Origin of the sequence: Azospirillum formosense, assembly GCF_040500525.1 — a bacterium.
In the GTDB taxonomy this organism is placed as follows: Bacteria; Pseudomonadota; Alphaproteobacteria; order Azospirillales; family Azospirillaceae; genus Azospirillum; species Azospirillum formosense_A.
Genome location: NZ_CP159403.1, coordinates 1,169,033 through 1,191,570, shown reverse-complemented (window position 1 = coordinate 1,191,570; position 22,538 = coordinate 1,169,033). Strand labels below are relative to the sequence as shown.

The 22,538-nt window shown below is 68.7% G+C and carries 20 protein-coding genes; 7 read left to right on the top strand and 13 right to left on the bottom strand.

Annotation, left to right across the window (positions count from 1 at the left end):
• The first annotated feature begins 84 nt into the window (after window positions 1-84).
• The 6 genes from ABVN73_RS18575 (at window position 85) to ABVN73_RS18550 (ending at window position 6,235) form a co-directional block, all read left to right on the top strand.
• Window positions 85-1,014, top strand: coding sequence for a histone deacetylase family protein (locus tag ABVN73_RS18575; RefSeq protein WP_353859743.1), 930 nt, complete (start codon window positions 85-87; stop codon window positions 1,012-1,014).
• A gap of 156 nt (window positions 1,015-1,170) precedes the next feature.
• Window positions 1,171-1,425, top strand: coding sequence for an exodeoxyribonuclease VII small subunit (locus ABVN73_RS18570; protein ID WP_040134280.1), 255 nt, complete (start codon window positions 1,171-1,173; stop codon window positions 1,423-1,425).
• Window positions 1,426-1,450: 25 nt separating this feature from the next.
• Window positions 1,451-2,317, top strand: coding sequence for a polyprenyl synthetase family protein (locus ABVN73_RS18565; protein ID WP_353860823.1), 867 nt, complete (start codon window positions 1,451-1,453; stop codon window positions 2,315-2,317).
• A gap of 18 nt (window positions 2,318-2,335) precedes the next feature.
• Window positions 2,336-4,252: a 1-deoxy-D-xylulose-5-phosphate synthase gene (dxs, locus tag ABVN73_RS18560; RefSeq protein ID WP_353859742.1), complete on the top strand. Its 1,917-nt coding sequence runs from the start codon at window positions 2,336-2,338 to the stop codon at window positions 4,250-4,252.
• Window positions 4,253-4,499: 247 nt separating this feature from the next.
• On the top strand, window positions 4,500-5,408 hold the full coding sequence (locus ABVN73_RS18555) for a histidine kinase dimerization/phosphoacceptor domain -containing protein (RefSeq protein WP_353859741.1): 909 nt from the start codon (window positions 4,500-4,502) through the stop codon (window positions 5,406-5,408).
• Between the two features lie 89 nt (window positions 5,409-5,497).
• Window positions 5,498-6,235: a TlyA family RNA methyltransferase gene (locus ABVN73_RS18550; protein ID WP_353859740.1), complete on the top strand. Its 738-nt coding sequence runs from the start codon at window positions 5,498-5,500 to the stop codon at window positions 6,233-6,235.
• Window positions 6,236-6,308: 73 nt separating this feature from the next.
• Here the strand turns inward: ABVN73_RS18550 and ABVN73_RS18545 are convergent, their stop codons facing one another.
• From ABVN73_RS18545 to ABVN73_RS18520, 6 genes are all read right to left on the bottom strand, one after another.
• Window positions 6,309-7,832, bottom strand: a complete 1,524-nt coding sequence (locus ABVN73_RS18545) for an AMP-binding protein (RefSeq protein WP_353859739.1) — start codon at window positions 7,830-7,832, stop codon at window positions 6,309-6,311.
• 60 nt (window positions 7,833-7,892) lie between these two features.
• Complete coding sequence (locus ABVN73_RS18540) at window positions 7,893-8,873, bottom strand: quinone oxidoreductase (RefSeq protein WP_353859738.1); 981 nt, start codon at window positions 8,871-8,873, stop codon at window positions 7,893-7,895.
• A 14-nt stretch (window positions 8,874-8,887) separates the two neighbouring features.
• Window positions 8,888-9,787: a 3-hydroxyisobutyrate dehydrogenase gene (gene mmsB, locus ABVN73_RS18535; protein WP_353859737.1), complete on the bottom strand. Its 900-nt coding sequence runs from the start codon at window positions 9,785-9,787 to the stop codon at window positions 8,888-8,890.
• Between the two features lie 30 nt (window positions 9,788-9,817).
• Complete coding sequence (locus tag ABVN73_RS18530) at window positions 9,818-11,017, bottom strand: ABC transporter substrate-binding protein (RefSeq protein ID WP_353859736.1); 1,200 nt, start codon at window positions 11,015-11,017, stop codon at window positions 9,818-9,820.
• A 33-nt stretch (window positions 11,018-11,050) separates the two neighbouring features.
• Window positions 11,051-12,550, bottom strand: coding sequence for an aldehyde dehydrogenase family protein (locus ABVN73_RS18525; protein ID WP_353859735.1), 1,500 nt, complete (start codon window positions 12,548-12,550; stop codon window positions 11,051-11,053).
• A gap of 73 nt (window positions 12,551-12,623) precedes the next feature.
• Window positions 12,624-13,418, bottom strand: coding sequence for an enoyl-CoA hydratase/isomerase family protein (locus tag ABVN73_RS18520; RefSeq protein ID WP_353859734.1), 795 nt, complete (start codon window positions 13,416-13,418; stop codon window positions 12,624-12,626).
• A gap of 378 nt (window positions 13,419-13,796) precedes the next feature.
• On the opposite strand from ABVN73_RS18520, the gene ABVN73_RS18515 reads away from it, so the two are divergent.
• Window positions 13,797-14,468, top strand: coding sequence for a GntR family transcriptional regulator (locus tag ABVN73_RS18515; RefSeq protein WP_353859733.1), 672 nt, complete (start codon window positions 13,797-13,799; stop codon window positions 14,466-14,468).
• 79 nt (window positions 14,469-14,547) lie between these two features.
• Here ABVN73_RS18515 and ABVN73_RS18510 read toward each other — a convergent pair whose 3' ends face one another.
• From ABVN73_RS18510 to ABVN73_RS18480, 7 genes are all read right to left on the bottom strand, one after another.
• Window positions 14,548-14,967: a response regulator gene (locus ABVN73_RS18510; RefSeq protein ID WP_353859732.1), complete on the bottom strand. Its 420-nt coding sequence runs from the start codon at window positions 14,965-14,967 to the stop codon at window positions 14,548-14,550.
• A 30-nt stretch (window positions 14,968-14,997) separates the two neighbouring features.
• Window positions 14,998-18,672 carry an ATP-binding protein gene (locus ABVN73_RS18505; RefSeq protein WP_353859731.1) on the bottom strand — a complete coding sequence of 1,225 codons (3,675 nt, stop codon included), beginning with the start codon at window positions 18,670-18,672 and terminating at the stop codon, window positions 14,998-15,000.
• A gap of 13 nt (window positions 18,673-18,685) precedes the next feature.
• A complete protein-coding gene (locus ABVN73_RS18500) occupies window positions 18,686-20,320 on the bottom strand; it encodes an ABC transporter substrate-binding protein (RefSeq protein WP_353859730.1) in 1,635 nt (544 codons plus the stop codon).
• 351 nt (window positions 20,321-20,671) lie between these two features.
• Window positions 20,672-20,920: a DUF4167 domain-containing protein gene (locus ABVN73_RS18495; RefSeq protein ID WP_353859729.1), complete on the bottom strand. Its 249-nt coding sequence runs from the start codon at window positions 20,918-20,920 to the stop codon at window positions 20,672-20,674.
• 62 nt (window positions 20,921-20,982) lie between these two features.
• Entirely contained in the window at window positions 20,983-21,291 is a 309-nt protein-coding gene (locus ABVN73_RS18490) for a hypothetical protein (protein WP_353859728.1), read from the bottom strand.
• A 125-nt stretch (window positions 21,292-21,416) separates the two neighbouring features.
• Entirely contained in the window at window positions 21,417-22,205 is a 789-nt protein-coding gene (locus ABVN73_RS18485; RefSeq protein WP_353859727.1) for an SDR family oxidoreductase, read from the bottom strand.
• The gene (locus ABVN73_RS18480) at window positions 22,205-22,531 is read right to left on the bottom strand and encodes a nuclear transport factor 2 family protein (protein WP_353859726.1); all 327 of its coding nucleotides are present in this window, start codon (window positions 22,529-22,531) and stop codon (window positions 22,205-22,207) included. The genes ABVN73_RS18485 and ABVN73_RS18480 overlap by 1 nt, the downstream gene beginning before the upstream one ends.
• Between the last annotated feature and the right edge of the window lie 7 nt (window positions 22,532-22,538).

Genomic DNA, 22,538 nt, shown 5'->3' with positions numbered 1-22,538 from the left:
CAATCATCCTGTACTTTCATTAGCGATCCGGGAAGAATGGGTGCAGGGAAATGCCTCGAACACGAACGAAAAAGACAGAAAAGCATGTTCACCACCCTGTTCACCCACGCCGCCTGCCTGGACCACGACACAGGGCTGGGCCATCCGGAATGCGCCGACCGGCTTCGCGCGGTGCTGGCGGCGCTTGAGACCGAAGAATTCTACATGCTCGAACGGCAGGAGGCGCCGCTCGCCACACTCGAGCAGCTGTCCCGCGCGCACCCGCGGGAGCATGTCGAGCGCATCCTGGCCCTGGTGCCGGAGCTTGAGCATGCGGGGATCGACGCGGATACGGTGATTTCCCCCGGCTCGGGCGAGGCCGCGCTGCGCGCCGCCGGCGCGGTGGTCGCGGCGGTCGACGCGGTGGCGACGGGCCATTCGCGCAACGCCTTCTGCGCCGTGCGCCCTCCGGGGCACCACGCCGAGCACGAAAAGGCCATGGGCTTCTGCCTGTTCAACAACGCCGCGGTCGGCGCCTACCACGCGCGGGCGGCGCACGGGCTGCAGCGGGTGGCGGTGATGGATTTCGACGTCCACCACGGCAACGGCACGCAGGACATCTTCCAGCGCGACCCGGACCTGCTCTACTGCTCGACCCACCAGTCGCCGCTCTATCCGGGCACGGGCGACGCCGGGGAGAAGGGCGAGTACGGCAACTGCGTCAACGCGCCCCTCGCCGCCATGTCCGGATCGCCGGAGTTCCGGCACGCGATGACCCACATCATCCTGCCGGCCATCGACCATTTCAAACCGGACCTGCTGATCATCTCCGCCGGGTTCGACGCCCATTCGCGCGATCCGCTGGCCGGGCTCCACCTGACCGACGACGACTTCGCCTGGGCGACGCGCAAGCTGGGCGATCTGGCCCGCACCCATTGCGGGGCGCGCATCGTGTCGGTTCTGGAGGGCGGCTACAACCTGCGCGCCCTGGCCACGGCCACCGCGGCGCATGTGCGCGAATTGATGTATTGCTGAGCATTCCAATTCGTCCGGCCGATTCTTCCGGCTAGGCCCGTGGTGAGAGCGTGATACGCCCGCCGCGGGCCTTGCGCATTTGGGGGCTGAGCCATAATTTCGGTTTTCGGTCCCATCGCGGGCACCCCATCGTATGGATCATTGGCCGGATGGATCATGGCTGACGCTGCTCACATTCCCCCCGACATCGCCGCCCTCAGCTTCGAGGACGCGCTGGCCGAGCTGGAGCGCATCGTGCGCCAGCTCGAAGACGGGCGCGGCAAGCTCGACGACGCGATCTCCTCCTACGAGCGCGGCACCGCGCTGAAGCGGCATTGCGAGGCGAAGCTGCGCGAGGCCCAGGCCAAGATCGACCGCATCACCGTTGCCGCCGACGGCACCCTCGGCACCGAACCCGCCCGGATCGACTGACGTGCAGACCGACCTCAAGACAGCCATGGCCGACATGGCCGCCGATGTGGAGCGTGCGATCCTGCACCTCCTGCCGACCACCGATCTCCCCGAATCGCGTGTGCTGGAGGCGATGCGCTACGGCTGCCTGAACGGCGGCAAGCGGCTGCGGCCCTTCCTGGTACGCCACTCCGCGGCGCTGTTCGGCGTCAACCCGGACTGCGCGCTGCGCGTCGCCGTGGCCGTGGAGTTCGTCCACAGCTACTCGCTGGTCCACGACGACCTGCCGGCGATGGACGACGGCGACCTGCGCCGCGGCCAGCCGACCGTGCACCGCAAGTTCGACGAGGCGACCGCGATCCTGGCCGGCGACGGGCTGCTGACCTACGCCTTCGAGGTGCTGGCCGACCCGGCGACCCACGAGGACCCGAACGTGCGCTGCCAGCTCGTCGCGGCGCTGGCCAAGGCGGCCGGGCCGCACGGCATGGTCGGCGGCCAGATGCTCGACCTGATCGCCGAGCACGAGACCTTCGACCTCGGCACCACCACGCGGCTCCAGCGCATGAAGACCGGCGACATGATCGCCTTCTCCTGCGAGGCCGGCGGCATCCTGGGCAAGGCCCCGCCGCCGCAGCGCCTCGCGCTGCGCGCCTACGCCCACGACCTCGGGCTGGCCTTCCAGATCGTCGACGACCTGCTGGACGTGGAAGGCACGGAGGCGGAAACCGGCAAGTCGGTCGGGCGCGACGCGGAGGCCGGAAAGTCGACCTTCGTGTCCATCCTGGGACGGGACCGCGCCCGCTCGCAGGCCGCCATGCTGGCCGTCCAGGCCAAGGCGCACCTGGAGATCTTCGACGGGCGCGCCGATATCCTCAAAGCGGTCGCCGACTTCGTCGTCGCGCGGCGGACCTGAACGGAGGACGTTTCAAACGTGACCCTCAACGACAAGACGCCGCTTCTCGACCTCGTCCGCACGCCCGCCGACCTGCGCGCGCTCAAGCCCGAACAGCTCCGGCAGGTGGCCGACGAACTGCGGACGGAGACCATCAGCGCGGTGTCGGTGACCGGCGGTCATCTGGGCGCCGGGCTGGGGGTGGTCGAGCTGACCGTTGCCCTGCATTACGTGTTCCAGACCCCGGCCGACCGGCTGATCTGGGACGTCGGGCACCAGTGCTACCCGCACAAGATCCTGACCGGGCGCCGCGACCGCATCCGCACCCTGCGCACCGGCGGCGGCCTGTCGGGCTTCACCAACCGGTCGGAGAGCGAGTACGATCCGTTCGGCGCCGGCCACAGCTCGACCTCCATCTCGGCCGGGCTGGGCATGGCGGTCGCGCGCGACCAGCTGGGCCGGGACAACCATGTGGTCGCCGTGATCGGCGACGGCGCGATGAGCGCCGGCATGGCCTATGAGGCGATGAACAACGCCGGGTCGGCGAACAGCAAGCTGATCGTCATCCTGAACGACAACGACATGTCCATCGCCCCGCCCGTGGGCGCGATGAGCGCCTACCTGTCGCGGCTGATCTCGTCGAAGCCCTATCTCAGCCTGCGCCATCTGGCCAAGGACATCGCGGAGCAGCTGCCGCGCCCGCTGCGCACGGCGGCGCGCCGGGCGGAGGAATACGCCCGCGGCATGGTCACGGGCGGCACGCTGTTCGAGGAGATGGGCTTCTACTACATCGGCCCGATCGACGGGCACAATCTGGACCATCTTCTGCCGGTCCTGCAGAACGTCCGCGACGCCGAGGACGACAAGCCGGTCCTGATCCACGTCGTCACCAAGAAGGGCAAGGGCTACGGCCCCGCCGAGGCTTCGGCCGACAAGCTGCACGCGGTGGCCAAGTTCGACGTCGTCACCGGCGCCCAGTCCAAGCCCAAGTCCAACGCCCCGACCTACACCCGGGTCTTCGCCAACGCCCTGATCGCCGAGGCCGAGCGCGACCCCGGCGTCCTCGCAATCACCGCGGCCATGCCGTCGGGCACCGGGCTCGACCTGTTCGGCCAGCGCTTTCCCGACCGCTGCTTCGACGTCGGCATCGCCGAGCAGCACGCCGTGACCTTTGCCGCCGGGCTGGCGACGGAGGGCTTCAAGCCCTTCTGCGCGATCTATTCGACCTTCCTTCAGCGCGCCTACGACCAGGTGGTGCACGACGTGGTGCTGCAGCGCCTGCCGGTGCGCTTCGCGCTCGACCGCGCCGGTCTGGTCGGGGCGGACGGAGCGACCCACGCCGGGGCCTTCGACGTCGCCTATCTCGGCTGCCTGCCCGACATCGTGCTGATGGCGGCGGCGGACGAGCTGGAGCTGATGCACATGGTGGCGACCAGCGCCACCATCGACGACCGCGCCTCGGCGCTGCGCTACCCGCGCGGCGAGGGGGTCGGGCTGGAACTGCCGGAGCGCGGCGAGGTCCTGCCCATCGGCAAGGGGCGCATCCTTCAGGAAGGCACCAAGGTGGCGATCCTCAGCTACGGCACGCGTCTGGCCGAGGCGCGCAAGGCGGCGGCGGAGCTGGGCGCCCGCGGCCTGTCGACGACGGTGGCCGACGCACGCTTCGCCAAGCCTCTGGACGAGGAGCTGGTGCGCCGTCTGGCGCTGGAGCATGAGGTGCTGATCACCATCGAGGAGGGCTCGGTCGGCGGATTCGGCAGCTTCGTGCTGCAGCATCTGGCGATGGCCGGGCTGCTGGACGGCGGGCTGAAGATCCGCCCGATGGTCCTGCCCGACCGCTTCCTCGACCATGACAGCCCGGCCAAGCAGTATGAGGAGGCCGGTCTCGCCGCCCGCCACATCGTCGCCACCGCCTTGCAGGCGCTGGGGATCGAGGCGGCGGCGGTGCGGGCCTGATTCCGTAGGAAAAGCGTCGCCGTCCGGCCCCGGGTCCGACCTGGACGAAGGGGCTAATGCCATTAGCCTAAGGTTGGGCGCGGCGCTTTCTCTGGTGCGGATGGGACCGCTGTCTTACAATTCGAAAACAATAGATAATTAACGTATCCGGCGGGACTGGGTGTTGTCGAACATGCCTCAGGTGTTTGCAGCGGGTGCTGGGCGCGCATCCGACGAAAACGGCGCTTCGGCCCAGGATGGTCCGGGGATGTTCCGGTCCATCGTTGAGTCGTCATCGACGCCCACCGCGGTGATCGACGGCGCGTCCTTCCGTTGTCTTTACGCCAACGCCACCATGCGCGCCCTGGGTTTGGAAACAGGGCATCCGCTGGCGGACCGCTTCCCGGAGGCCACCGCCGAGCGCATCGCCGAGGCGCAGCGCAGCGGCGAGGGCGCCCGCCTGCGGATCAGCGGTCCGGACGAGGTGTCCTGGACCCTGGATCTGGCCGTGCTCGACGGTGGACCCTCGCTGCTGGCCACGCTGCGTCCCGCCGAATCCGAATCGACCGAGACCGCCCACCACCATGCGCGGGAGGTCAGCCACCGGGTCAAGAACACGCTCCAGCTCGTGTCCAGCCTGCTGACGCTCCAGACACTGTCGGCCAAGGACCCGGACATGCGCCGCGCCTTCCAGGAGGCGTGCAGCCGCATCGGCACGGTGACCCAGGCGCACCAGCGCGTCCACGCCGCCGCACGCGGCAGCCTCGTCGATTTCGGAGCCTATCTGAACGACGCCTGCCGGGAGATGGAGAGCCACTTCGCCGTGGGCGGGCCGGAGCGCCGCATCGCCGTAACGGTGGAGAAGGCGATGCTGCCGGTGGACACCGTGATCCCGCTCGCCCTCATCGTCAACGAGCTGGTCGGCAACGCCACCAAATACGCCTACGCCGCGGGCAGCCCGGGGGAGATCGAGGTCGGCCTCGTGCCGCGCGAGGAAGGGGGACGCCGCCTGACCGTCGCCGACCATGGGCGCGGCCTGCCGCCGGGCTTCGAGGTTGCTCGGGCCGACTCGCTGGGCATGAAGGTGGCGCGGGCCTTCGCCGGCCAGTTGAAGGGAAAGCTGCGCGCCGAGCCGAACGGTCCCGGCACGCGCTTCGTCCTCGACCTGCCTTTCTGACCTTCCGTCGCCATTGACGGCTCATCGCCTCTTGCCGAACGCCGCGTCCTGCGCCATGCATCCACCCTTGTCGACGGGGGAGGTCTGAGATGGCGCGGGTGCGTGCGGATGTGGCGCTGGTGGAGCGCGGGCTGGCCGAAAGCCGGGCCAAGGCGCAGGCGCTGATCCTGGCCGGGCTGGTCTATTCCGACACCAAGCGCATCGACAAGGCCGGAGACGCGATCGCCGAGGACGCTCCGCTGTCGGTGAAGGGCCAGGACCATCCCTGGGTGTCGCGCGGCGGGCTGAAGCTGGTCAAGGGACTGGACGTCTTCGGCATCGATCCCACCGGCCTGACCGCCGTGGACGTCGGCGCCTCGACCGGCGGCTTCACGGACGTGCTGCTGACCCGCGGCGCCGCCAAGGTCTACGCGGTGGATGTCGGGCACGGGCAGCTGGCCTGGAAGCTGCGCAACGACCCGCGCGTGGTCGTCCTGGAGAAGACCAACGCCCGCCACCTGACCACCGTCGAGATTCCCGATCCCGTGGACATCGTGGTGTGCGACGCCAGCTTCATCGGGCTGGAGGTCGTGCTTCCCGCCGCCCTTTCCCTGGCCGCCTCCGGCGCCCGCCTCGTTGCCCTCATCAAGCCGCAGTTCGAGGTGGGCAAGGGCCGGGTCGGGAAGGGCGGGGTGGTGCGCGAGCCGGAATTGCACCGGGAGGTCTGCGACCGCATCCGCGGCTGGCTCGACGCCCTGCCGGGGTGGCGCGTGCTGGACATCACCGAGAGTCCGATCACCGGCCCCGAGGGCAACAAGGAGTTCCTGATCGGGGCGGTGAAGGACTGAGCGGACGTGGTGAACGGCCCTTCCGCCGTCCTGAAGCGGCGGCACGCCGGCGCCGACGTGCCATCGACGGTGCTCAATCGGTTGCGTCCCGCTTCTTGAAGATGTCCTTGTGCAGCGAACCGAGTTCGTTCTTCGTGATCTTTCCCATGGCGTTCCGGGGCAGGGAATCCTGGACGATCACGGCCTTGGGCAGCTTGTATCCGGCAAGTTCGCGCGCCGCCCGTGCAAGGATGGAGGCCGGATCGAGCGACACGCAGCCCGGTTGGCGTTCGACGGCGGCCACCACTCCCTCGCCGAAATCGGGGTGTGGAACGCCGAAGACCGCGCTCTCGCCCACCCCCTCGATGCGGTTGAGCACGATCTCGACCTCGCGCGGGTAGACGTTGTAGCCGCCGGAAATGATAATCTCCTTCGTGCGGCTGACCAGCGTAAGGCGGCCATCCGGGGCGGCGCGCGCCAGATCCCCCGTCATGAAGAAGCCGTCCGGCCGGAACTCCGCCGCCGTTTTCTCCGGCATCCGCCAGTAACCCTTGAACACGTTCGGGCCGCGCAGTTCGAGACCGCCGACCGCGCCCGCGGGCTGTGGCTGTCCGGCGGCGTCCACGACCCGAACCTCCAGCCCCGGCAACGGGTAGCCGACCGTGCCGGGCAGGCGCTCGCCGTCGAGGGGGTTGGAGGCGATGATCGTGGTTTCCGTCATGCCGTAGCGTTCAAGAATCCGATGGCCCGTGCGCTCCTCGAACGCCTCGAAGATGTCCTGCGACAGAGGCGCCGAGCCGCAGGTGAACAGGCGCATGGACCCGCACCGCTCCCGGGTGAGCCGCGGGTCGGCAAGGAGGCGCGTGTAGAGCGTCGGGACCCCCATGAACACGGTGCTGCGCGGCAGATGCTCGATCACGGCGTCGGCCGTGAATTTGGTAAGGAAAACAGAGGACGCGCCCGCATACAGCATCGAGTTCAAGGCGATGAACAGGCCGTGCGCGTGGAAAATGGGCAGGGCGTGCAACAGGACATCGGCTTCGGAGATGTCCCAAAGCGCGTTCAGCGTGCGGGTGCCAAAGGCCAGATTGCCGTGGGAGATCATGGCGCCCTTGGGGCGCCCCGTCGTTCCCGAGGTGTAGAGGATCGCCGCCACCTCGTCCCGGCCGACCTCGGCGACGCGCTCCCAGGGCGGCCGTCCGCGGCACGCCGCCGTCAGCGTTCCTTCGCCGTCCGGGTCGAGCGTGAAGGTTTCGCATCCGGCCGGTGGCGCCAGATCGCCCACGACCGGAGTCTGCCCGACGAACACCGTGGGGTCCGCGTCGTCGAGGAAGTAACGCAGTTCGGCCAGCGTGTAGGCCGTGTTGAGCGGCAGGTGGATCGCCCCGAGCTGCAGGACGGCGAGATAGAGGCACACCGCCTCGGGCGACTTCGCCACCTGCACGGCGACCCGGTTCCCCGGAGCGACGCCGGCCTCGTGGAGGACGCGCGCCATGCGTCCGGCGTCCCGCCGCAGGTCCGCGTACGTCCATGTCCGCCCCGTGTCGGTTCGCAGGGCCGCCCGCGTATCGGACGGCGCTCCGGGCTTCAAAAGCAGGCTGTAAAGGTTGTCCGTCATTCCGGTGTTCCTGTCGCCGCGATGCGGGCCATGTGATTCCGAGGCGGAGGACGATTCGCTTCAGGGAATGAGCACGATCGATCCCGTCGTGCGGCGGGCTTCCAGGTCGCGGTGCACCGATGCGGCGTCGGTGAGCGGCGCCCGATGGGCGATGCCGGCCTGAACCCGGCCCGAGGCCAGGGCCTCGAACAGCCCGCCGGCCAAAGTCTCGATGTCGTCGCGGCTGCGAGTGACCGTGGCCAGCGTCGGCTTGGCGAGGAAGATCGAGCCCTTTTGCGCCAACACGCTGATGTCCAAGGGCGCCACCGGGCCGCTCGCCTGCCCGAAGCTGACCATGAGGCCGAAGGGCTTCAGACAGTCCAGCGACGCCATGAAGGTGTCCTGCCCGACGGAATCGTAGACCACGTCGACACCGCGACCGTCGGTGATGTCGCGGACGCGCGCGGCGAAGTCTTCCTCGCGGTAGAGGATGACGTGATCGCAGCCGGCGCCATTGGCGACGGCCGCCTTTTCCGGCGAGCCGACGGTGCCGATCACCGTCGCGCCCAGAGCGTGCGCCCACTGGCACAGCATCTGGCCGACGCCGCCCGCCGCGGCGTGCACCAGAAGGGTTTCCCCCGCCTTCACCGGATGGACGCGATGCAGCAGATACTGCGCCGTCGTTCCCTTGACCATCGCGGCGGCAGCCACCTCGTCCGACACCGTGTCCGGCAGTTTCACCAAACGGTGCGCGGGAACGATGCGCCGTTCGGCGTAGGCGCCGAGCAGCATCCAGTAGGCGACGCGGTCGCCGGGCGCCACATCGGTGACGCCGGGGCCGACCGCTTCGACGACGCCGGCGCCCTCCACGCCCAGCACGGCCGGGCGCGGGATCGCGTACTGCCCGGAGAGGGCCGAGCGGTGATAGGTGTCGATGAGGTTGACGCCGATCGCCGTGTGGCGGACCAGGGCCTCCCCCGGGCCGGGCGGCGGCACGGCCACCTCCTCCCAGACCAGGGCTTCGGGACCACCGGGCTGGTGGACGCGGATCGCATGAACCATGCTCGGTTTCCCTTTCACGCCGATGTCAGCCGTCCGGTGATCAGGGCGAAGACGGCGCTGAAATCCTTGTTCCCGTGACCGTGCTCCACAAGCATCTGGTAGAGAGCGGCGGCGCTGCCGGCGAGCGGCGTTGCGGCGCCGCTGGTGGCGGCCGCGTCCTGGGACAGGCGCATGTCCTTCAGCATCATCGCCGCCGCGAAGCCCGGCTGGTAGCCGCGGTTGGCCGGCGATGCCGGCACCGGCCCCGGAACCGGGCAGTAGCTCTGCAAGGCCCAGCAGTTGCCCGAGGACACGGTCATGACGTCGTAGACCGTCTGGTGGTCGAGCCCGAGCTTCTCGGCCAGGGCGAGCACCTCGCTGATGGCGACCATGCTCATGCCCGCCATCATGTTGTTGCAGATCTTCAGGGCCACGCCGTTTCCGGACGCGCCGACGTGGAAGATTTTGGGACCCATGGCGGCCAGCACCGGGCGGGCGCGCTCGAAGCCCTCGGCGGTGCCGCCGACCATGAAGGTCAGGGTTCCCGCCTGGGCCGCCGGGACGGCGCCGGACACCGGGGCGTCGACCATGACCAGACCGGCCTCGGCCGCCGCCTTGCTGACCGCCCGCGCGCTCTCCACGTCGATGGTGGAGCAGTCGATCAGCATCGTGCCCGGACGGGCAAGCGCCAGCACGCCGCCCTCGCCCTCGTAGGCGGCGCGAACATGCTTTCCCGTCGGGATCATGCTGATGACGGTGTCGGCCTCGTCCAGCGCTTCGGCCAGCGTGTCGGCCACGCGGCCACCGGCGGCGGCGTAGGCGTCGCGCGCCGCGGCCACCACGTCGTACCCCACGACGTCATGCCCGGCCTTGGTCAGGTTTTCGCACATGGGACGGCCCATGTTGCCGAGTCCGATGAAGGCAATCCGCGCCATGATTTTTCTCCGGAAGAGTCTCTCAGTGGGTCACTTCTTGACCAGGGAGCATTTGCTTTCGCTCAGGGGAATTGCCGCCTGATCGCCGGGGATGGTGCGCTGGACCTTGTAGTAGTCCCAGGGTCCCTTGGACTCGGCCGGAGTCTTGACCTCGATCAGGTACATGTCACGAATGACCCGGCCGTCCTCGCGGACCTTGCCGCCCTTGGTGATGAGATCGTCGACGGGAAGGTCCCGCATCTTGGCGGCGACCACGGTGCCGTCGTCGGTGCCGGCCACCTGCATCGCCTTCAGGTAATGCGTCACCGCCGAGTACACGCCGGCCTGGACCATGTTGGGCTTGCGCTTCATGCGCGCCTCGAAGCGCTCGCCCAGCTTGCGGCTGCCCTCGTCGCGATCCCAGTAGTAGGCCGTGGTCGCGATCAGCCCCTTGGCGTTTTCAAGGCCGAGCGCGTGCACGTCGCTGATCAGGACGGCCAGACCGACGAGCTTCTGGCCGCTGCTGGTGATGCCGAACTCCGCCGCCTGCTTGACCGCGTTGGTGGTGTCCGTCCCGCCGTTGGCGAGTCCGATGATCGCGGCCTTGGACGCCTGCGCCTGGAGAAGGAAGGACGAGAAATCGCTGTTGCCGAGCGGGTGCCTGACCTGCCCCAGCACCTTGCCGCCGTTCTCCTTGACCGTCTTGTCGATGTCGGCGGCCATCTGATGACCGAAGGCATAGTCGGCGGTCAGCATGAACCAGTCCTTGCCGCCGTCCTGGACGACGGCGCGGGCGGTTCCGACCGCCTGGGAATAGGTGTCCCACATCCAGTGGAAGCCGTTGGGAGAGCAGTCTTCGTTGGTGAGGCGCGTCGTCCCCGGACCGGTGGCCAGGGTGATCTTCCCGCGTTCGCGGGCGAGGTTCTGGACCCCGAGGGCGATGGCCGAGTTGGTCAGGTCGGCGATGGCGTGGACGCCCTGGGTGTCGAACCATTCGCGGGCCTTCGCCAGCCCGATGTCGGGCTTGTTCTGGTGGTCCGCCGACAGGATCTCGATCTTCTTGCCCAGAACTTGGCCGCCGAAATCCTCCACGGCCAGCCGCGCCGCCTCGACCGAACCGGCGCCGCCGAATTCGCTGTACAGGCCAGACTGGTCGTTCAGAACGCCGATCCGGATGACGTCGGCGGCCTGGGCCGCTCCGGCCGCCAGAGTCGTCGTGGCCAGAAGGGCGGCGATAAAGGACGTGCGCATTCGTGTTTCCTCCCTTTTTTGGTAAATTCTTGCTCAGTTCATGTTGATGATGACCGTCTTCTTGTGCGTGAAGTGATCGAGCATCGCTTCGAGGGATGCCTCCTTTCCGAGGCCGGACTGCTTGAAGCCGCCGTAGGACAAGCCCGGCTGAACCACGAGGTTCTGGTTGACCTGCACGAAGCCGGCCTGGAGCCGCCGGGTCGCGTCGAGAGCGGTGCGAAGGTCGCGCGTCCAGATGGTCGCGGCGAGGCCGAAATCGCTGTCGTTGGCCATCGCCAACGCGTCCTCGTAGTCGCGGAAGGCGATCACGCAGGTGACCGGTCCGAAGATTTCCTCGCGGGCCAGCCGGTGATCGTTGGAAAGGCCGGTGAAGAGGACGGGCTGCACGAACAGGCCGCGCGCCAGCCGCTCGTCGGTCGGCAGGGCCGAGCAACGGTGCGCCACCGCGCCCGCCGCCGCCTCGCCGAGCGCGATGTAGGACTGCACCCGGTCGAATTGCTGCGGCGAGATGATGGTGCCGATGTCCGTCGCCTCGTCCAGCGGGTCGCCCATGGTCATGGCGTCGACCTTCGCCTTCAGTTTGTCGATGAAGGCGTCGTGAAGGCTCTCGTGGACGAAGATGCGCGAGGAGGCGGTGCAGCTCTGGCCTTGCCGCGTGAAGCGCATGCCCGCCACGGCGCCGTCGATGGCCTTGTCGAGGTCGGCGTCGCCCATCACGATCATCGGGCTTTTGCCGCCCAGTTCGAGGGTGACGGGAATCAGCTTGTCGGCCGCCAGATGCGAAATGATCTTCCCCGTCTCCACCGAGCCGGTGAAGGTCACCTTGCCGACCCCCGGATGGCTGACCAGGGGCGCGCCGCATCCGGGACCGTCACCCGACAGGATGTTGAGAACGCCCGCCGGCAGCAGCTGGTTCATGACCTGGATGACGCGCAGGGCCGCGAGGGGCGCCTCCTCGGCGGATTTGACGATGACCGCGTTGCCGGCGACCAGCGCGGGCGCGATCTTGAGCGCCATCAGGTACAGCGGCACGTTCCACGGAATGATCGCGCCGACGACGCCGATCGGTTCGCGCTGGGTAAAGGTCAGCATCGTCGGGTGGAAGGGCACGGTTTCGCCCTTCAGTTCCGACGCGAGCCCGCCGTAGAAGCTCAGCGTGTCCGCCACCAGCGAGGCCTCGACCCGGCTTTCGGTGCGGATGGCTTTGCCCGTCTCCAGGGCGAGCAGGCGCCCGATCTCCTCGGCATGGGCGACGAGGCGGCGCCCGCATTCGACCAGCAGCCGGCCCCGCTCGCGCGCCGGCAGTCGAGCCCAGGCGCCTTGCGCCGCGGCCGCCGCGCGGACGGCGTCGTCGACGTCCCGCTCGCCACCCTCCGCCGCCGTGGCGACCACATCGCCCGTCGCCGGATTCACGACATCGAAGGTCTTCCCTGTGGCCGCCGGCCGCAGTTCGCCGCCGATCAGCAGCGAACCCGACAGCTCACGCGCGAGGGCATGGGGGTTCGTGTTCAGAACCAGGTTCTGCTCGGTCATGGACGGTCTCTTTTCGAATGGAACCGGGTGCCGATCCGGCGCGCGCCGGGGGCGGGGGAATGGGCGTGGGCGGTCAGGACGCCCGGCGCTGCGACCAAACCTTCAGGGCGCTGGCGAACTCGTCCGACCGCAGGCTCGCGGTGAAGGCCGCCTCCGCCGCTTGGTCGTCCAGTTCGCCGCGGGCGAGGTCGTTGAGCGCGCGTTTCATGCCGGCGATGGCCTGGGGCGCGCACGCCGTGATGCGTCCGGCCAGTTCGTCCACGGCGGCCTGGAGGTCGTCGGGATCGACCATGCGGTCCAGGAAGCCGATGCTCAGCAGGTCGTCGCCACTGATCGTTTCCGCCGTGAGAAACAAGCGCTTGGCCGCGTTGAGGCCAAGCCGCGACACGTAGCGGCGGAGTCCGCTGGGGTAGAAGTGTATGCCAAGCTGCCCGGCCGGCATGCGCATGCGCATGCCCGTCACCCCGATGCGGAAGTCGCAGGCGAGCGCCAGATCGGTGGAGCCGCCATAGACGCTGCCGTTGAGGGCGCAGATCGTCGGGACGCGGACCGCTTCCACGCGATCGCACAACCGCGCGAAGGCGTTCTCCCCGTCGTTGCCGTCGGCCCCGCCGCGCTGGGACGACTGGGCGGCGCTCAGGTCGTATCCGGACGAGAAGCTCGGCCCCGTCGCGGTCAGCACCAGCGCTCGAACCGACGGGTTCGCTTCGGCGTCCGCGATTTTTTCCTGCAGAATGGCGATGTCCGCCGCGTCGATGCGATTGTGCTGAAGCGGGCGGTTGAGCCGGATGGTGCCCACCGCGCCGGTCACGGTCAGTTGGGGGGCTGTCGCCGGCCCGTCCGGTCGACCCCGTGGCGTCCCGTTCATTGTTTCCTCCCAGGCGCCGTCATTGGCGACGGCGCGGCCTTATGGACACCGTCTTTGTTTTCCTGAAGAACCATGAGCGACGTTATGCATACCAGAATGCCGCAATGGAATGCAATACGGAAAGTTTGGAGCGCCTATGGTTCGCTGCTCCCGCAATGGGTGGTGGCGGTATCATGGCGGTTTCCGCTTGCTGCGTCGCGCGGCGCGGGGCGCCAAAAACCTCGACTGTCTACAGCGCGCTGCAATCCGTGCCGGCTCGATTCCCCGATCTCGGCGCTGTCCGGTCGACCAAAATCATGTTTTGGCATACCATCGCATTGACGCCGACCGGCGGGCGCGATAATGTTGCCCAATCCCGATTTGCCAACGGATCAGGCCATGCAGGCGGAAAAGCCAAGCCGCGTAATGGAAATGCGGCAGGTGCTCGAACAGGAAATTCTGGGCGGGATCATCGCGCCCGGCGAGCGCCTGGACGAACGAGCTTTGGCCGAACGGTTCGGCGTGTCACGGACGCCGGTGCGCGAGGTGCTGTCCCAACTCGGCTCGAGCGGCCTGGTCACGATAAAGCCGGGGGCGGGCGCCTCCGTGTTGCGCATGTCCGCCAAGCAACTCGTCGGCATGATGGAGGTTCTGGTCGAACTGGAATCCCTGGCCGCCAGCCTCGCCGCCCGCCGCATGGGGATCGCCGGGCGCAAGCGTCTTCTGGAAGTGCACGAGGCGAGCCGTGCCGCCGCCGAGGCCAGCGACATCGAAGCCTACGACAATCTCAATCGCGAACTGCATGAGCTGATCTACGCCGGAAGCCGGAACGAGCATCTGGAGCATCAGGCGAAACTCATCCGCGGCCGCTTGCGCATCTACCGCCAGTATCCGTTCCAGCACACCGCGCGCCCTTTGAAGTCCTACACGGAGCACGACCTCTTCGTGAAAGCGATCCTGGAAGGGGACGGCGAGGCTGCGCGACGGCACATGCACGACCACATGACCACGGGCGGAAGCATTTGGGTCGATATGGTGGTCTCCATGCCGCCAGCCGGTGACCACGAGTAGGGGCGGCGTCTTCCGACCATGCGTGCTGCGCAAAACGGCGCGACGGTGAGTGGCGTTCCGGCCGCCGTTCAGGCCGGTTTCAGGTCAGCCATTGCGTCATTCCGACGTTGCTGGACACCACCGCGTCGATGCTGTCGCGCAGCTTGGCGAGGCTGATGGGTTTCACCAGATAGCCGTTGACGTTGTGCTCCTTGGCGAAGCGCACGGTGCTGAGATCGGAGTCGCCGGTCAGAAAGATCACGGGCGTCTTGTCCACGTCCTTCACCTTGATCCCCCGCACGCCCTGCAGGAACTGCTTGCCGTTCATCGGCGCCATGTGGATGTCGCAGAAGACGATGTCTGGCCGCGTGCGCACCACCTCCATCAGCCCATCCTTGCCGTTCGAGGATTCCAGGATCGAGCGGACGCCGATCTCCTTCAACACCTTGCGGATCAGGCCGCGGGTGAAGTTGTCGTCCTCGACGATGAGGATGCTCAGCTTCGAGTAATCTACCGCCATGGTGGGCTGCCCTTGTTCAAGACGTCGGTTTCAAGACGCCGGTGCGGGACTGTGCGACGCCCGCATCGCGGCGGTCGCGGTGATCAGTTCGTCCAGGGTGGCGTCCAGCATGCTGGCGAGAAGCGCGGCGGTTTCCGCGTCCCCGGCATCCAGCAGATCCTGGGTATCGGCGGCCAGCCGGCCCAGCCGGGCCGCTCCGATCGACAGGGCCGCCCCCTTCAGCGTGTGGACCGCGTTGCGGGCCTCCCCGGTGGCGCCGGCCTCCAGCGCCGTCACGGCGGCCTGGATCAGCCCCGGCGCCATGCTTAGGAAATCGCCGAGGAAGACCATGGCGTCCGGGTCGTCGCGGCCGAAATTCTGCCCGAGCTGGGCGAGGTCGAAAATCTGCGGGTCGATGTCGGCGTCCGCCCAGCTTGGAGCCGGCGGCGCGTCAACCGCCGCCGGCTCCGGCTTGGCGGGCGTCCGGCGCGCCGGCAGGCGCAGCGAGCGGGCCTGCGGCAGGAAGCGGTCCAGCGTTTCGGCCAGCAGCCGGGACTCGATGGGCTTGGTCAGATAGCCGTCCATGCCCGCCTCCAGACAGCGCTGCTGCGTGCCCGGCAGGGCGTCGGCGGTCAGGGCGACGATGGGCAGCCGGGTCACGGCACCGGCGCCCAGCGCCTCCGCCACCTCCCGTTCGCGGGCGCGGACGGCGTGGGTCAGGCCGAAGCCGTCCATCTCCGGCATGTGGAAGTCGGTCAGCAGCAGGCCGTAGCGGCCCGGCCGCAGCATCTCCAGCGCGCGGGCGCCGTTGTCGGCCATTTCGATGGCGTAGCCGCGCTTGTTCAGCATGCGGCGGATCACCGTCTGGTTGATCGGGTTGTCCTCCGCCACCAGGATCAGCGTCCCGGCCGCGATGGCGGTCTCGATGGGCGGCGGTTCCCAGCCGGTGGCGTCATGCTCCCGTGGCTCCGACCGCCGTTCCAGGCTGGCGCGCCCAAGCGCCGCCGCGATGGCCAGCCAGACCCGCCGCCGCCGCAGGGGCAGATTGACGGCGCACAGCAGCCCGATGCGGTCGGCTTCCGACATGGTGGACGCCAGCGCCCGCGGTACGGCCAGGATGACCGCAGGGACCGGACCGTCGGCGAAGGCGGGGGACTGCACGATGGCGCGGCAGCAGGCGATGGCGGTTTCGGACTGAACCCCGCCGTTGACCAGCACCACCAGACGCCCGGCCTCGCCGCCCGAGGCGGAAGCCGCCGGACCGGCCTGGATGCCGGTCACCGCCTCGAGGCCGTCGCTCAGGTCGTACCAGCCCAGCGGGGTGATGCCGGCGGCGGTAAGGATGCCCTCCACCGCCTGGCGGCCGGCGCCGTCGAAGCCGACGGCCACCACGCGGGCGTCGTCCACCGCCACCGCCGGGGCCGCCGGCGTCCAGGGCTGCGGGCAGTCGGCAGAGGGGGCGGCCACCGCGAAGGGCAGCTCGAACCAGAAGGTGGAGCCCTCGCCGAACACGGAGTCCACCCCGATGCCGCCCCCCATCATGGTGCACAGCTTGTGGCAGATCGTCAGCCCCAGCCCGGTGCCGCCGAAGCGGCGCGAGGTCGAGCTGTCGGCCTGCTGGAAGGGCTGGAACAGCTTGGCCCGCTGCTCCTCGGTCAGGCCGATCCCGCTGTCGGTCACGGCGAAGCGCAGCGTCACGTCTCCATCCGGGGCGCCATCCGTGGCGGAACACGGCTCGGCGCTGACCGTCACGGCGACGCTGCCCGTCTCGGTGAATTTGACGGCGTTGCCCATCAGGTTGATGAGGATCTGCCTGACGCGCGTCGGGTCGCCGGTCAGCCGGTCGGGAACGCCGGGCCCGACATCGACGGACAGCTGGAGTCCCTTTTCCTCGATGCGCCCGGCCACCAGCTCCGCCGACTCCTCGACCACCTCCAGGGGGGAGAAGGGGACGGATTCGATCTCCATCTTCCCCGCCTCGATCTTCGAGAAGTCGAGGATGTCGTTGATGATGATGAGAAGCGCCTGGGCCGACGACCGGATGACCCCCAGCATGCCGTGCTGCTCCTCGGTCAGGTCGGTCTGATCCAGCATCTCGGCCATCGCCGTCACACCGTTCATCGGCGTGCGGATCTCGTGGCTCATCACCGCCAGGAAGGAGGATTTCGCCCGCGTCGCCTCCTCCGCCTGGTTCTTGGCCTCGCGCAGGGCGGTTTCCCGCTGGGCGATCTCGGTGACGAAATGCTGCACCGAGCGGGCCATCGCCCCGACCTCGTCCCGGCGACCGGCGTCCACGATGGCGCCGGTCAGCGGGTTTCCGGCCAGATGGACCATTTGCCTTTGCAGGCGATCGAGCGGGCGGGTGATCGAGCGGGCGGCGTAGAAGGCCCCGGCGATGGCCAGCAGCAGGCCGGCGGTGGCCCCGAGCACGAGGGCGGAGCGCAGGAAGGCTCCGATGGTTTCGGCGTTGCTGCGGAACGTGTCGTTCAGCGCGCTGGCTCCCGAGGCCATCTCCTTCGCGTCCGCGTCCATCCGGGCGATCATCAGGTCCTGGACGCTCAGCCCCTCGCGCACCTTGTCCAGGCTGTCCCGCCAGCCCGCCACGGCGGACATCATGCCGCCGCGCACCAGCGGCGGCAGCGCGATCCGCGCGATCTGCTCCTCCACCGCCGTGCCGTCGGCGATCAGCGCGATGGTCGCCCCGATGTCCCGATGGCTCACCGAGTCGGCGGTGGCGTGCGCCAGCTTCAGCACGGCGATGGTCACGCCTTGCGCCTGCTGTTCGGTCTCGTTGGCCGACACGGCGTGGGCGGTGAGTTCGGTGACCTCGTTCAGCGTGGCGGCGTAGGCGGTGCCGTAGATGTTGAGGATCTGGTCGATGCGCTTTTCCAGCTCCTGCGCGCTGTCCCGGATGTCGCCGCCGTCCATCAACGCGCCGGACACCTGCGAAACCGCCGCGACGATGCGCTTCTGCCCCCGGCCACCGCGTCCCTCGGCGGCGGCGGCCCGTTCCAGGGCGTCCTCCAGAGCCTCCGCGCTGTTGCCCAGGCGCAGCATCAGCACGCCGGTGTCGTGCGCGCCGGAGTTGCCGGGGGCGCCGACGCCTTGGGCCTGCCCGTGCTCCCGGGACAGCCGGGCCGCCTCGTGCCGCCACAGACCGGCCAGCGCGGCGTAGATGCTGCGGGCGTTGTCCAGCACGTCGCGGTGCAGGCCCAGGCGGCGGTCGGAATCCGCCACCGTTTCGGCATAGCCGAGGTTGGCGAGGTTCTGGCGCTCGCGGGCGGCGTCGGTGATGTCGATCAGCCGGGCCGCCTGCTGGGCCATGGCGCCGATCAAGGCGTCGTTCTGCTCCGTGACCGCCTTCAGTTCCCGCATCTGCGTGGTGTAGCGGTCCAGAATCCGCCGCGTGTCGCTGACGGCGCTTTCCAGCGCACCGTCCTCGGTGCTTCGGGCCAGAGCGTCCAACTGGCGGCGCGCCTCGCCGGTGTGGGCGTCGAAACGGACGGCCTGCGCCGCCCGCCGGCTGGCCGCGGTGTTCAGATAGTCGGAGCGCGCCGCCTCCGCCCCCAGCAGTTCGCGGTAGATCGTGCCGGCGGTCACCACCGAACCGTTGGCGCGGTCGGACTGCTGCAGCAGGAACCACGCGACGATGGCGATGGCCGCGGCCACCAGCACCGGCATGCCGCCGACCGCGGCGATCCGCTGGGCGATGTTGGTGCGGACCATCACCGTGCGCCGCTCACCGGGCCAGGTCGACGCGGTGGAACAGGTGCAGGCCGAAGGGATTCATCCGATAGCCCGTCACCTCCTCGCGCAGCACCATGAACACCATGGAGTGGGCCAGCGGCAGCCACGGCGCCTGATCCTTGAAGATCTCCTGCGCCCGATGGTACAGGGCGGTGCGCTTGGCGACGTCGGTGGTTTGCTTGGCCTCGACGATGACGTCGTCGAAGGAGCGATCGCACCATTTGCCCATGTTGCCGCCGCCCTTGCGGGCTCCCTCGCAGCTCAGCAGCGTGTAGAGGAAATTGTCTGGGTCGCTGTTGTCGCCGGTCCAGCCGATCATGCCCAGCTGGTGGTCGCCGTTCATCAACCGCTTCATGTAGATCGACCAGTCGTCGGTCACCAGGGTCGCCTTGACGCCGACTTGGGCGAGGTCGTTGGCCATCATTTCCGCCGCCCGCTTGCCGGCGGGCATGTAGGGCCGGGCCACCGGCATGTGCCACAGCTCGATCTCGAACCCATTGGCGTAGCCGGCCTCGGCCAGGAGCTGGCTCGCGCCCTTGGGGTCGTAGGGGATGTCCGCGATGGCGTCGTTGTAGCCCCAGCTCGTCGGCGGCAACGGATTCTTCGCCGTGCGGCCGGTGTCGCCGTAGAGCGCGTCCACCAGCGTGTCCTTGTCGATGGCCATGCTGAGCGCCCGGCGCACCCGCACGTCGTCCAGCGGCTTCCGCTCCACGTTGAAGGTGAGGAAGGCGACGTTGTAGCCCTCCTGCCGCATCAGGGTCAGCGACGGGCTGTTCCGGATCTTCGGCAGGTCGGTCAGGTTGGGGTAGGGCATGACGTGGCATTCGCCGGCCTGCAGCCGGTTCAGCCGGACCGTGGCGTTGGGCGTGATGGCGAAGACCAGATTGTCCAGCGGCGGGCGACCGGCCCAGTGCCCCTCGAACGCCTTGTACTGGAGCAGATTGTCCTTCTGGTAGGAGAGCAGCTGGAAGGCGCCGGTCCCCACCGGCTCCAGGTCGAACAGCTCCGGCGTGCCGCGCTTGGCCATGGTGTCGGCGTATTCCGCCGAGGTGATGGCGGCGAAGACCATCGACAGGTTGGCCAGGAAGGGCGCCTGCGGCCGGTTGAGGGTGAAGCGCACCGTCAGGTCGTCCACCGCCTCGATCGACGTCAGGATCGACCCCATGGAGAGGTCGTTGAAGTAGTTGTAGGCCCCGTTTCCGACCGAATGGTACGGGTGGTCCTTGCGCCATTGCCGGAAGAAGCTGAACAGCACGTCGGCGGAGGTCAGCGCGCGCGTCGGCGTGTAGTCGGGCGTGTCGTGGAAGCGCACACCGGGCCGCAGCTTGAAGGTGTAGACGGTCCCGTCCGGCGAGATGGTCCAGGATTCCGCCAGCGCCGGCACGATGCTCTTCGATTCCGGATCGAACCGCACCAGCGTGTCGTAGGCGTGCAGGATCGCGTCGAAGCTGGTGTTGGTGCGGGCCAGCGCCGGGGCCAGATTGTCCGGGTTGCCTTCCGAACAGAAGACCAGCGTCGATGCCGCCTCGGCCCCCCGCGGCGATGCGCCGCCCGCCAGAACCGTCGCCGCGACCAGGAGCGCCCCGCCCAGCCGGGCCGCCCCGCTCTTCAACAAGCCTGCCTTCACGGCGCCGCACTCCTTCGACCAATCACCTGCCCGAACCCACAGTCGGTCCGCGGAGAGTAGGGTCAAAGAAGGCTTACTTGCAATTGATGATATCTTACATAAGACAATCTTTGAGTTTCACCGGGGAAACAATGCTTCCTCGTCGAAATCTTTCGTAACAACCCGTGCGCGTTGTGAGGGGCGGTGAAGTGCTTTCCCAGGCGACCGGACGGGCGCCGCCGCGGGAGTTTGCCGAGGCAAGGTGGCTCAGGCGGTTCCGTCGCAGAGTTTGCAACGGTGCGGAAATCGATCCGATCCTCGAGCTGGTCCCGGGAGACGGGGACCAGCTCGGTTCCATCGGTCCGATCGGTCTTACAGGCGGTCGTGGGCCACGCGGAACCAATGCTCCGCATGTTGGCGACAGGTTTCGGCTTCGACGGAATCGCCGGACCGCTCGGCGTCGTCGGCGCGGGCAAGCCACTGGGCGTGCTTCTGCTGGGCGGAGCCGTTCACCTTCGGTTGGGCAAGCGCCGGCGATCCGGCGGTGGTCTGCCGCCGGGACGTCTTCCCGATCCGCGGTTGCCGACGGGTCCGATCACCCGCCGGATTGTCAAAAGGCATGAACGTCGATCCTCGGATGGTCTGCGGACCGCGAACAGGAGCGAAGGATCATCCCCGAACGCTCAATCCTGGTTTTCTCTCGTCACGTTGGAAAACGCTCGGAAAGCTTCGGTCACATCATTCATGACCTGCGGGAAGAACGCAACGCGGCCGGCGAGCGGACCCTCGCTGATCGCGGTGGGGCGGGGGAGTGGGCGCGGCAAAGGCGGCGGCTTGCCGGGGTCCCGCTCATCGGCACGGGGCGGTTCATAGAAGTGGAGGGCGAGTTGGCCGTCAGGCTCGGCGGCGTAGGGGAGGCCGGGCTCGGTCCGGCGTTCCGCGCCGGGAAGGACATACTGATCGCCCTGGGCGGTCCTTTCCGTCAGCGGCATCCAAGACACCCCCTCGCCCGTTGAAGCCCCGGTCAACCTAGCAGCTTTCCGCCCGTCCGCTCCAGCGAATACGGCGGGCGGACGATTGCCGAGCGTCGCGCACCGGGCCACCGGTGCGGGGCGGGTCAGACCGTCGGGATCGTCCCGCCGTCGATGACATGCTCGGCGCCGTGGATCGCGGACGCGCGGTCCGAGGCCAGGAAGGCGATGAGTTCCGCGACCTCCTCGGGCTGGGCCGGGCGCCCCAGCGGGATGCCCCCAAGCGCGTCCAGGACGCTCTGTCGTGCCATCTCGGGCGTTCCGCCGGTGCTCGCCGCGATGCGGGTCACCAGCGCGTCGGCGGCCTCCGTGTAGATCCACCCCGGCGAGACGACGTTGACCCGGACCCCCTTGGGTCCGATTTCCTTCGACAGCGCCTTGCTGTAGGTCGTCAGCGCCGCCTTGGCGGCCGCATAGGCGGTCGTGGAATCGTGCAGCGGCAGCCGGCGCTGGATGGATGAGACGTGGATGACCGCGCCGTTGCCGCGGCTGATCATCTGCGGCAGCAGGGCCCGATCGAGCCGCACCGCGGCGAACAGATTCAGGTCAAGCTCGGCGCGCCAATGATCGTCCGTCAGGGCGGCGAAGCCGCCGCCGGGGGACGCGGAGCCGCCCAGGACATGCACGAGCACATCCACCCCGCCAAGGCTCTCCATGGCCGCCTCGGCGAGCCGCTGGACGCCCTCCGACGTGGTCAGGTCCGCTTCCACCAGCCGGGCGCCCGCCGGATCGCCGGCACCTTTGCGCGCGGCCGTCACGACCCGGGCACCGCCGGCCAGGAATCTCCGGACGGTCGCCCGGCCGGCGCCCTTGGTTCCGCCGGTGACGACGACGCGGCGCCCCTGGAACTCGAGGGGATCGATGCGGGCGGGCATCACGCGATCGCCAGGGCGACGATCGCCCCGTCCTCAAGCTGGAAGCGGAAGGTGAAGCGGATCGGACTTCCGTTGAAATCGCCGGAGGTCAGGCCGTCCACCGCGATGCGGCCATCCTCGTCGCGCCAAGCCTCGGGCCTGAAGATCGCCCGGCTGTCGAGGATCGCCGTGCGAATCCAGGCCTTGAGCTGCTCGTGTCCTTCGTGCCGTCCGCCATCGTCGAGAACGACCGCGTGCGGTGCGAAGGCCGCGAGCATGCCTTCGCCGTCGAGGCGGGCGTTGGCCTCGACATAGGCGGCGACCGCTGGAGGAAGATCATGGGTCATGGCTCTC

What these genes read in the sequence shown, in the direction of transcription:
- ABVN73_RS18575 (WP_353859743.1), top strand. Translation starts at nt 85, where the DNA reads ATGTTCACCACCCTGTTCACCCACGCCGCCTGCCTGGACCACGACACA.
- ABVN73_RS18570 (WP_040134280.1), top strand. Translation starts at nt 1,171, where the DNA reads ATGGCTGACGCTGCTCACATTCCCCCCGACATCGCCGCCCTCAGCTTC.
- ABVN73_RS18565 (WP_353860823.1), top strand. Translation starts at nt 1,451, where the DNA reads ATGGCCGACATGGCCGCCGATGTGGAGCGTGCGATCCTGCACCTCCTG.
- ABVN73_RS18555 (WP_353859741.1), top strand. Translation starts at nt 4,500, where the DNA reads ATGTTCCGGTCCATCGTTGAGTCGTCATCGACGCCCACCGCGGTGATC.
- ABVN73_RS18550 (WP_353859740.1), top strand. Translation starts at nt 5,498, where the DNA reads ATGGCGCGGGTGCGTGCGGATGTGGCGCTGGTGGAGCGCGGGCTGGCC.
- ABVN73_RS18545 (WP_353859739.1), bottom strand. Translation starts at nt 7,832, where the DNA reads ATGACGGACAACCTTTACAGCCTGCTTTTGAAGCCCGGAGCGCCGTCC.
- ABVN73_RS18540 (WP_353859738.1), bottom strand. Translation starts at nt 8,873, where the DNA reads ATGGTTCATGCGATCCGCGTCCACCAGCCCGGTGGTCCCGAAGCCCTG.
- mmsB (WP_353859737.1), bottom strand. Translation starts at nt 9,787, where the DNA reads ATGGCGCGGATTGCCTTCATCGGACTCGGCAACATGGGCCGTCCCATG.
- ABVN73_RS18530 (WP_353859736.1), bottom strand. Translation starts at nt 11,017, where the DNA reads ATGCGCACGTCCTTTATCGCCGCCCTTCTGGCCACGACGACTCTGGCG.
- ABVN73_RS18525 (WP_353859735.1), bottom strand. Translation starts at nt 12,550, where the DNA reads ATGACCGAGCAGAACCTGGTTCTGAACACGAACCCCCATGCCCTCGCG.
- ABVN73_RS18520 (WP_353859734.1), bottom strand. Translation starts at nt 13,418, where the DNA reads ATGAACGGGACGCCACGGGGTCGACCGGACGGGCCGGCGACAGCCCCC.
- ABVN73_RS18515 (WP_353859733.1), top strand. Translation starts at nt 13,797, where the DNA reads ATGCAGGCGGAAAAGCCAAGCCGCGTAATGGAAATGCGGCAGGTGCTC.
- ABVN73_RS18510 (WP_353859732.1), bottom strand. Translation starts at nt 14,967, where the DNA reads ATGGCGGTAGATTACTCGAAGCTGAGCATCCTCATCGTCGAGGACGAC.
- ABVN73_RS18505 (WP_353859731.1), bottom strand. Translation starts at nt 18,672, where the DNA reads ATGGTCCGCACCAACATCGCCCAGCGGATCGCCGCGGTCGGCGGCATG.
- ABVN73_RS18495 (WP_353859729.1), bottom strand. Translation starts at nt 20,920, where the DNA reads ATGCCTTTTGACAATCCGGCGGGTGATCGGACCCGTCGGCAACCGCGG.
- ABVN73_RS18490 (WP_353859728.1), bottom strand. Translation starts at nt 21,291, where the DNA reads ATGCCGCTGACGGAAAGGACCGCCCAGGGCGATCAGTATGTCCTTCCC.
- ABVN73_RS18485 (WP_353859727.1), bottom strand. Translation starts at nt 22,205, where the DNA reads ATGCCCGCCCGCATCGATCCCCTCGAGTTCCAGGGGCGCCGCGTCGTC.
- ABVN73_RS18480 (WP_353859726.1), bottom strand. Translation starts at nt 22,531, where the DNA reads ATGACCCATGATCTTCCTCCAGCGGTCGCCGCCTATGTCGAGGCCAAC.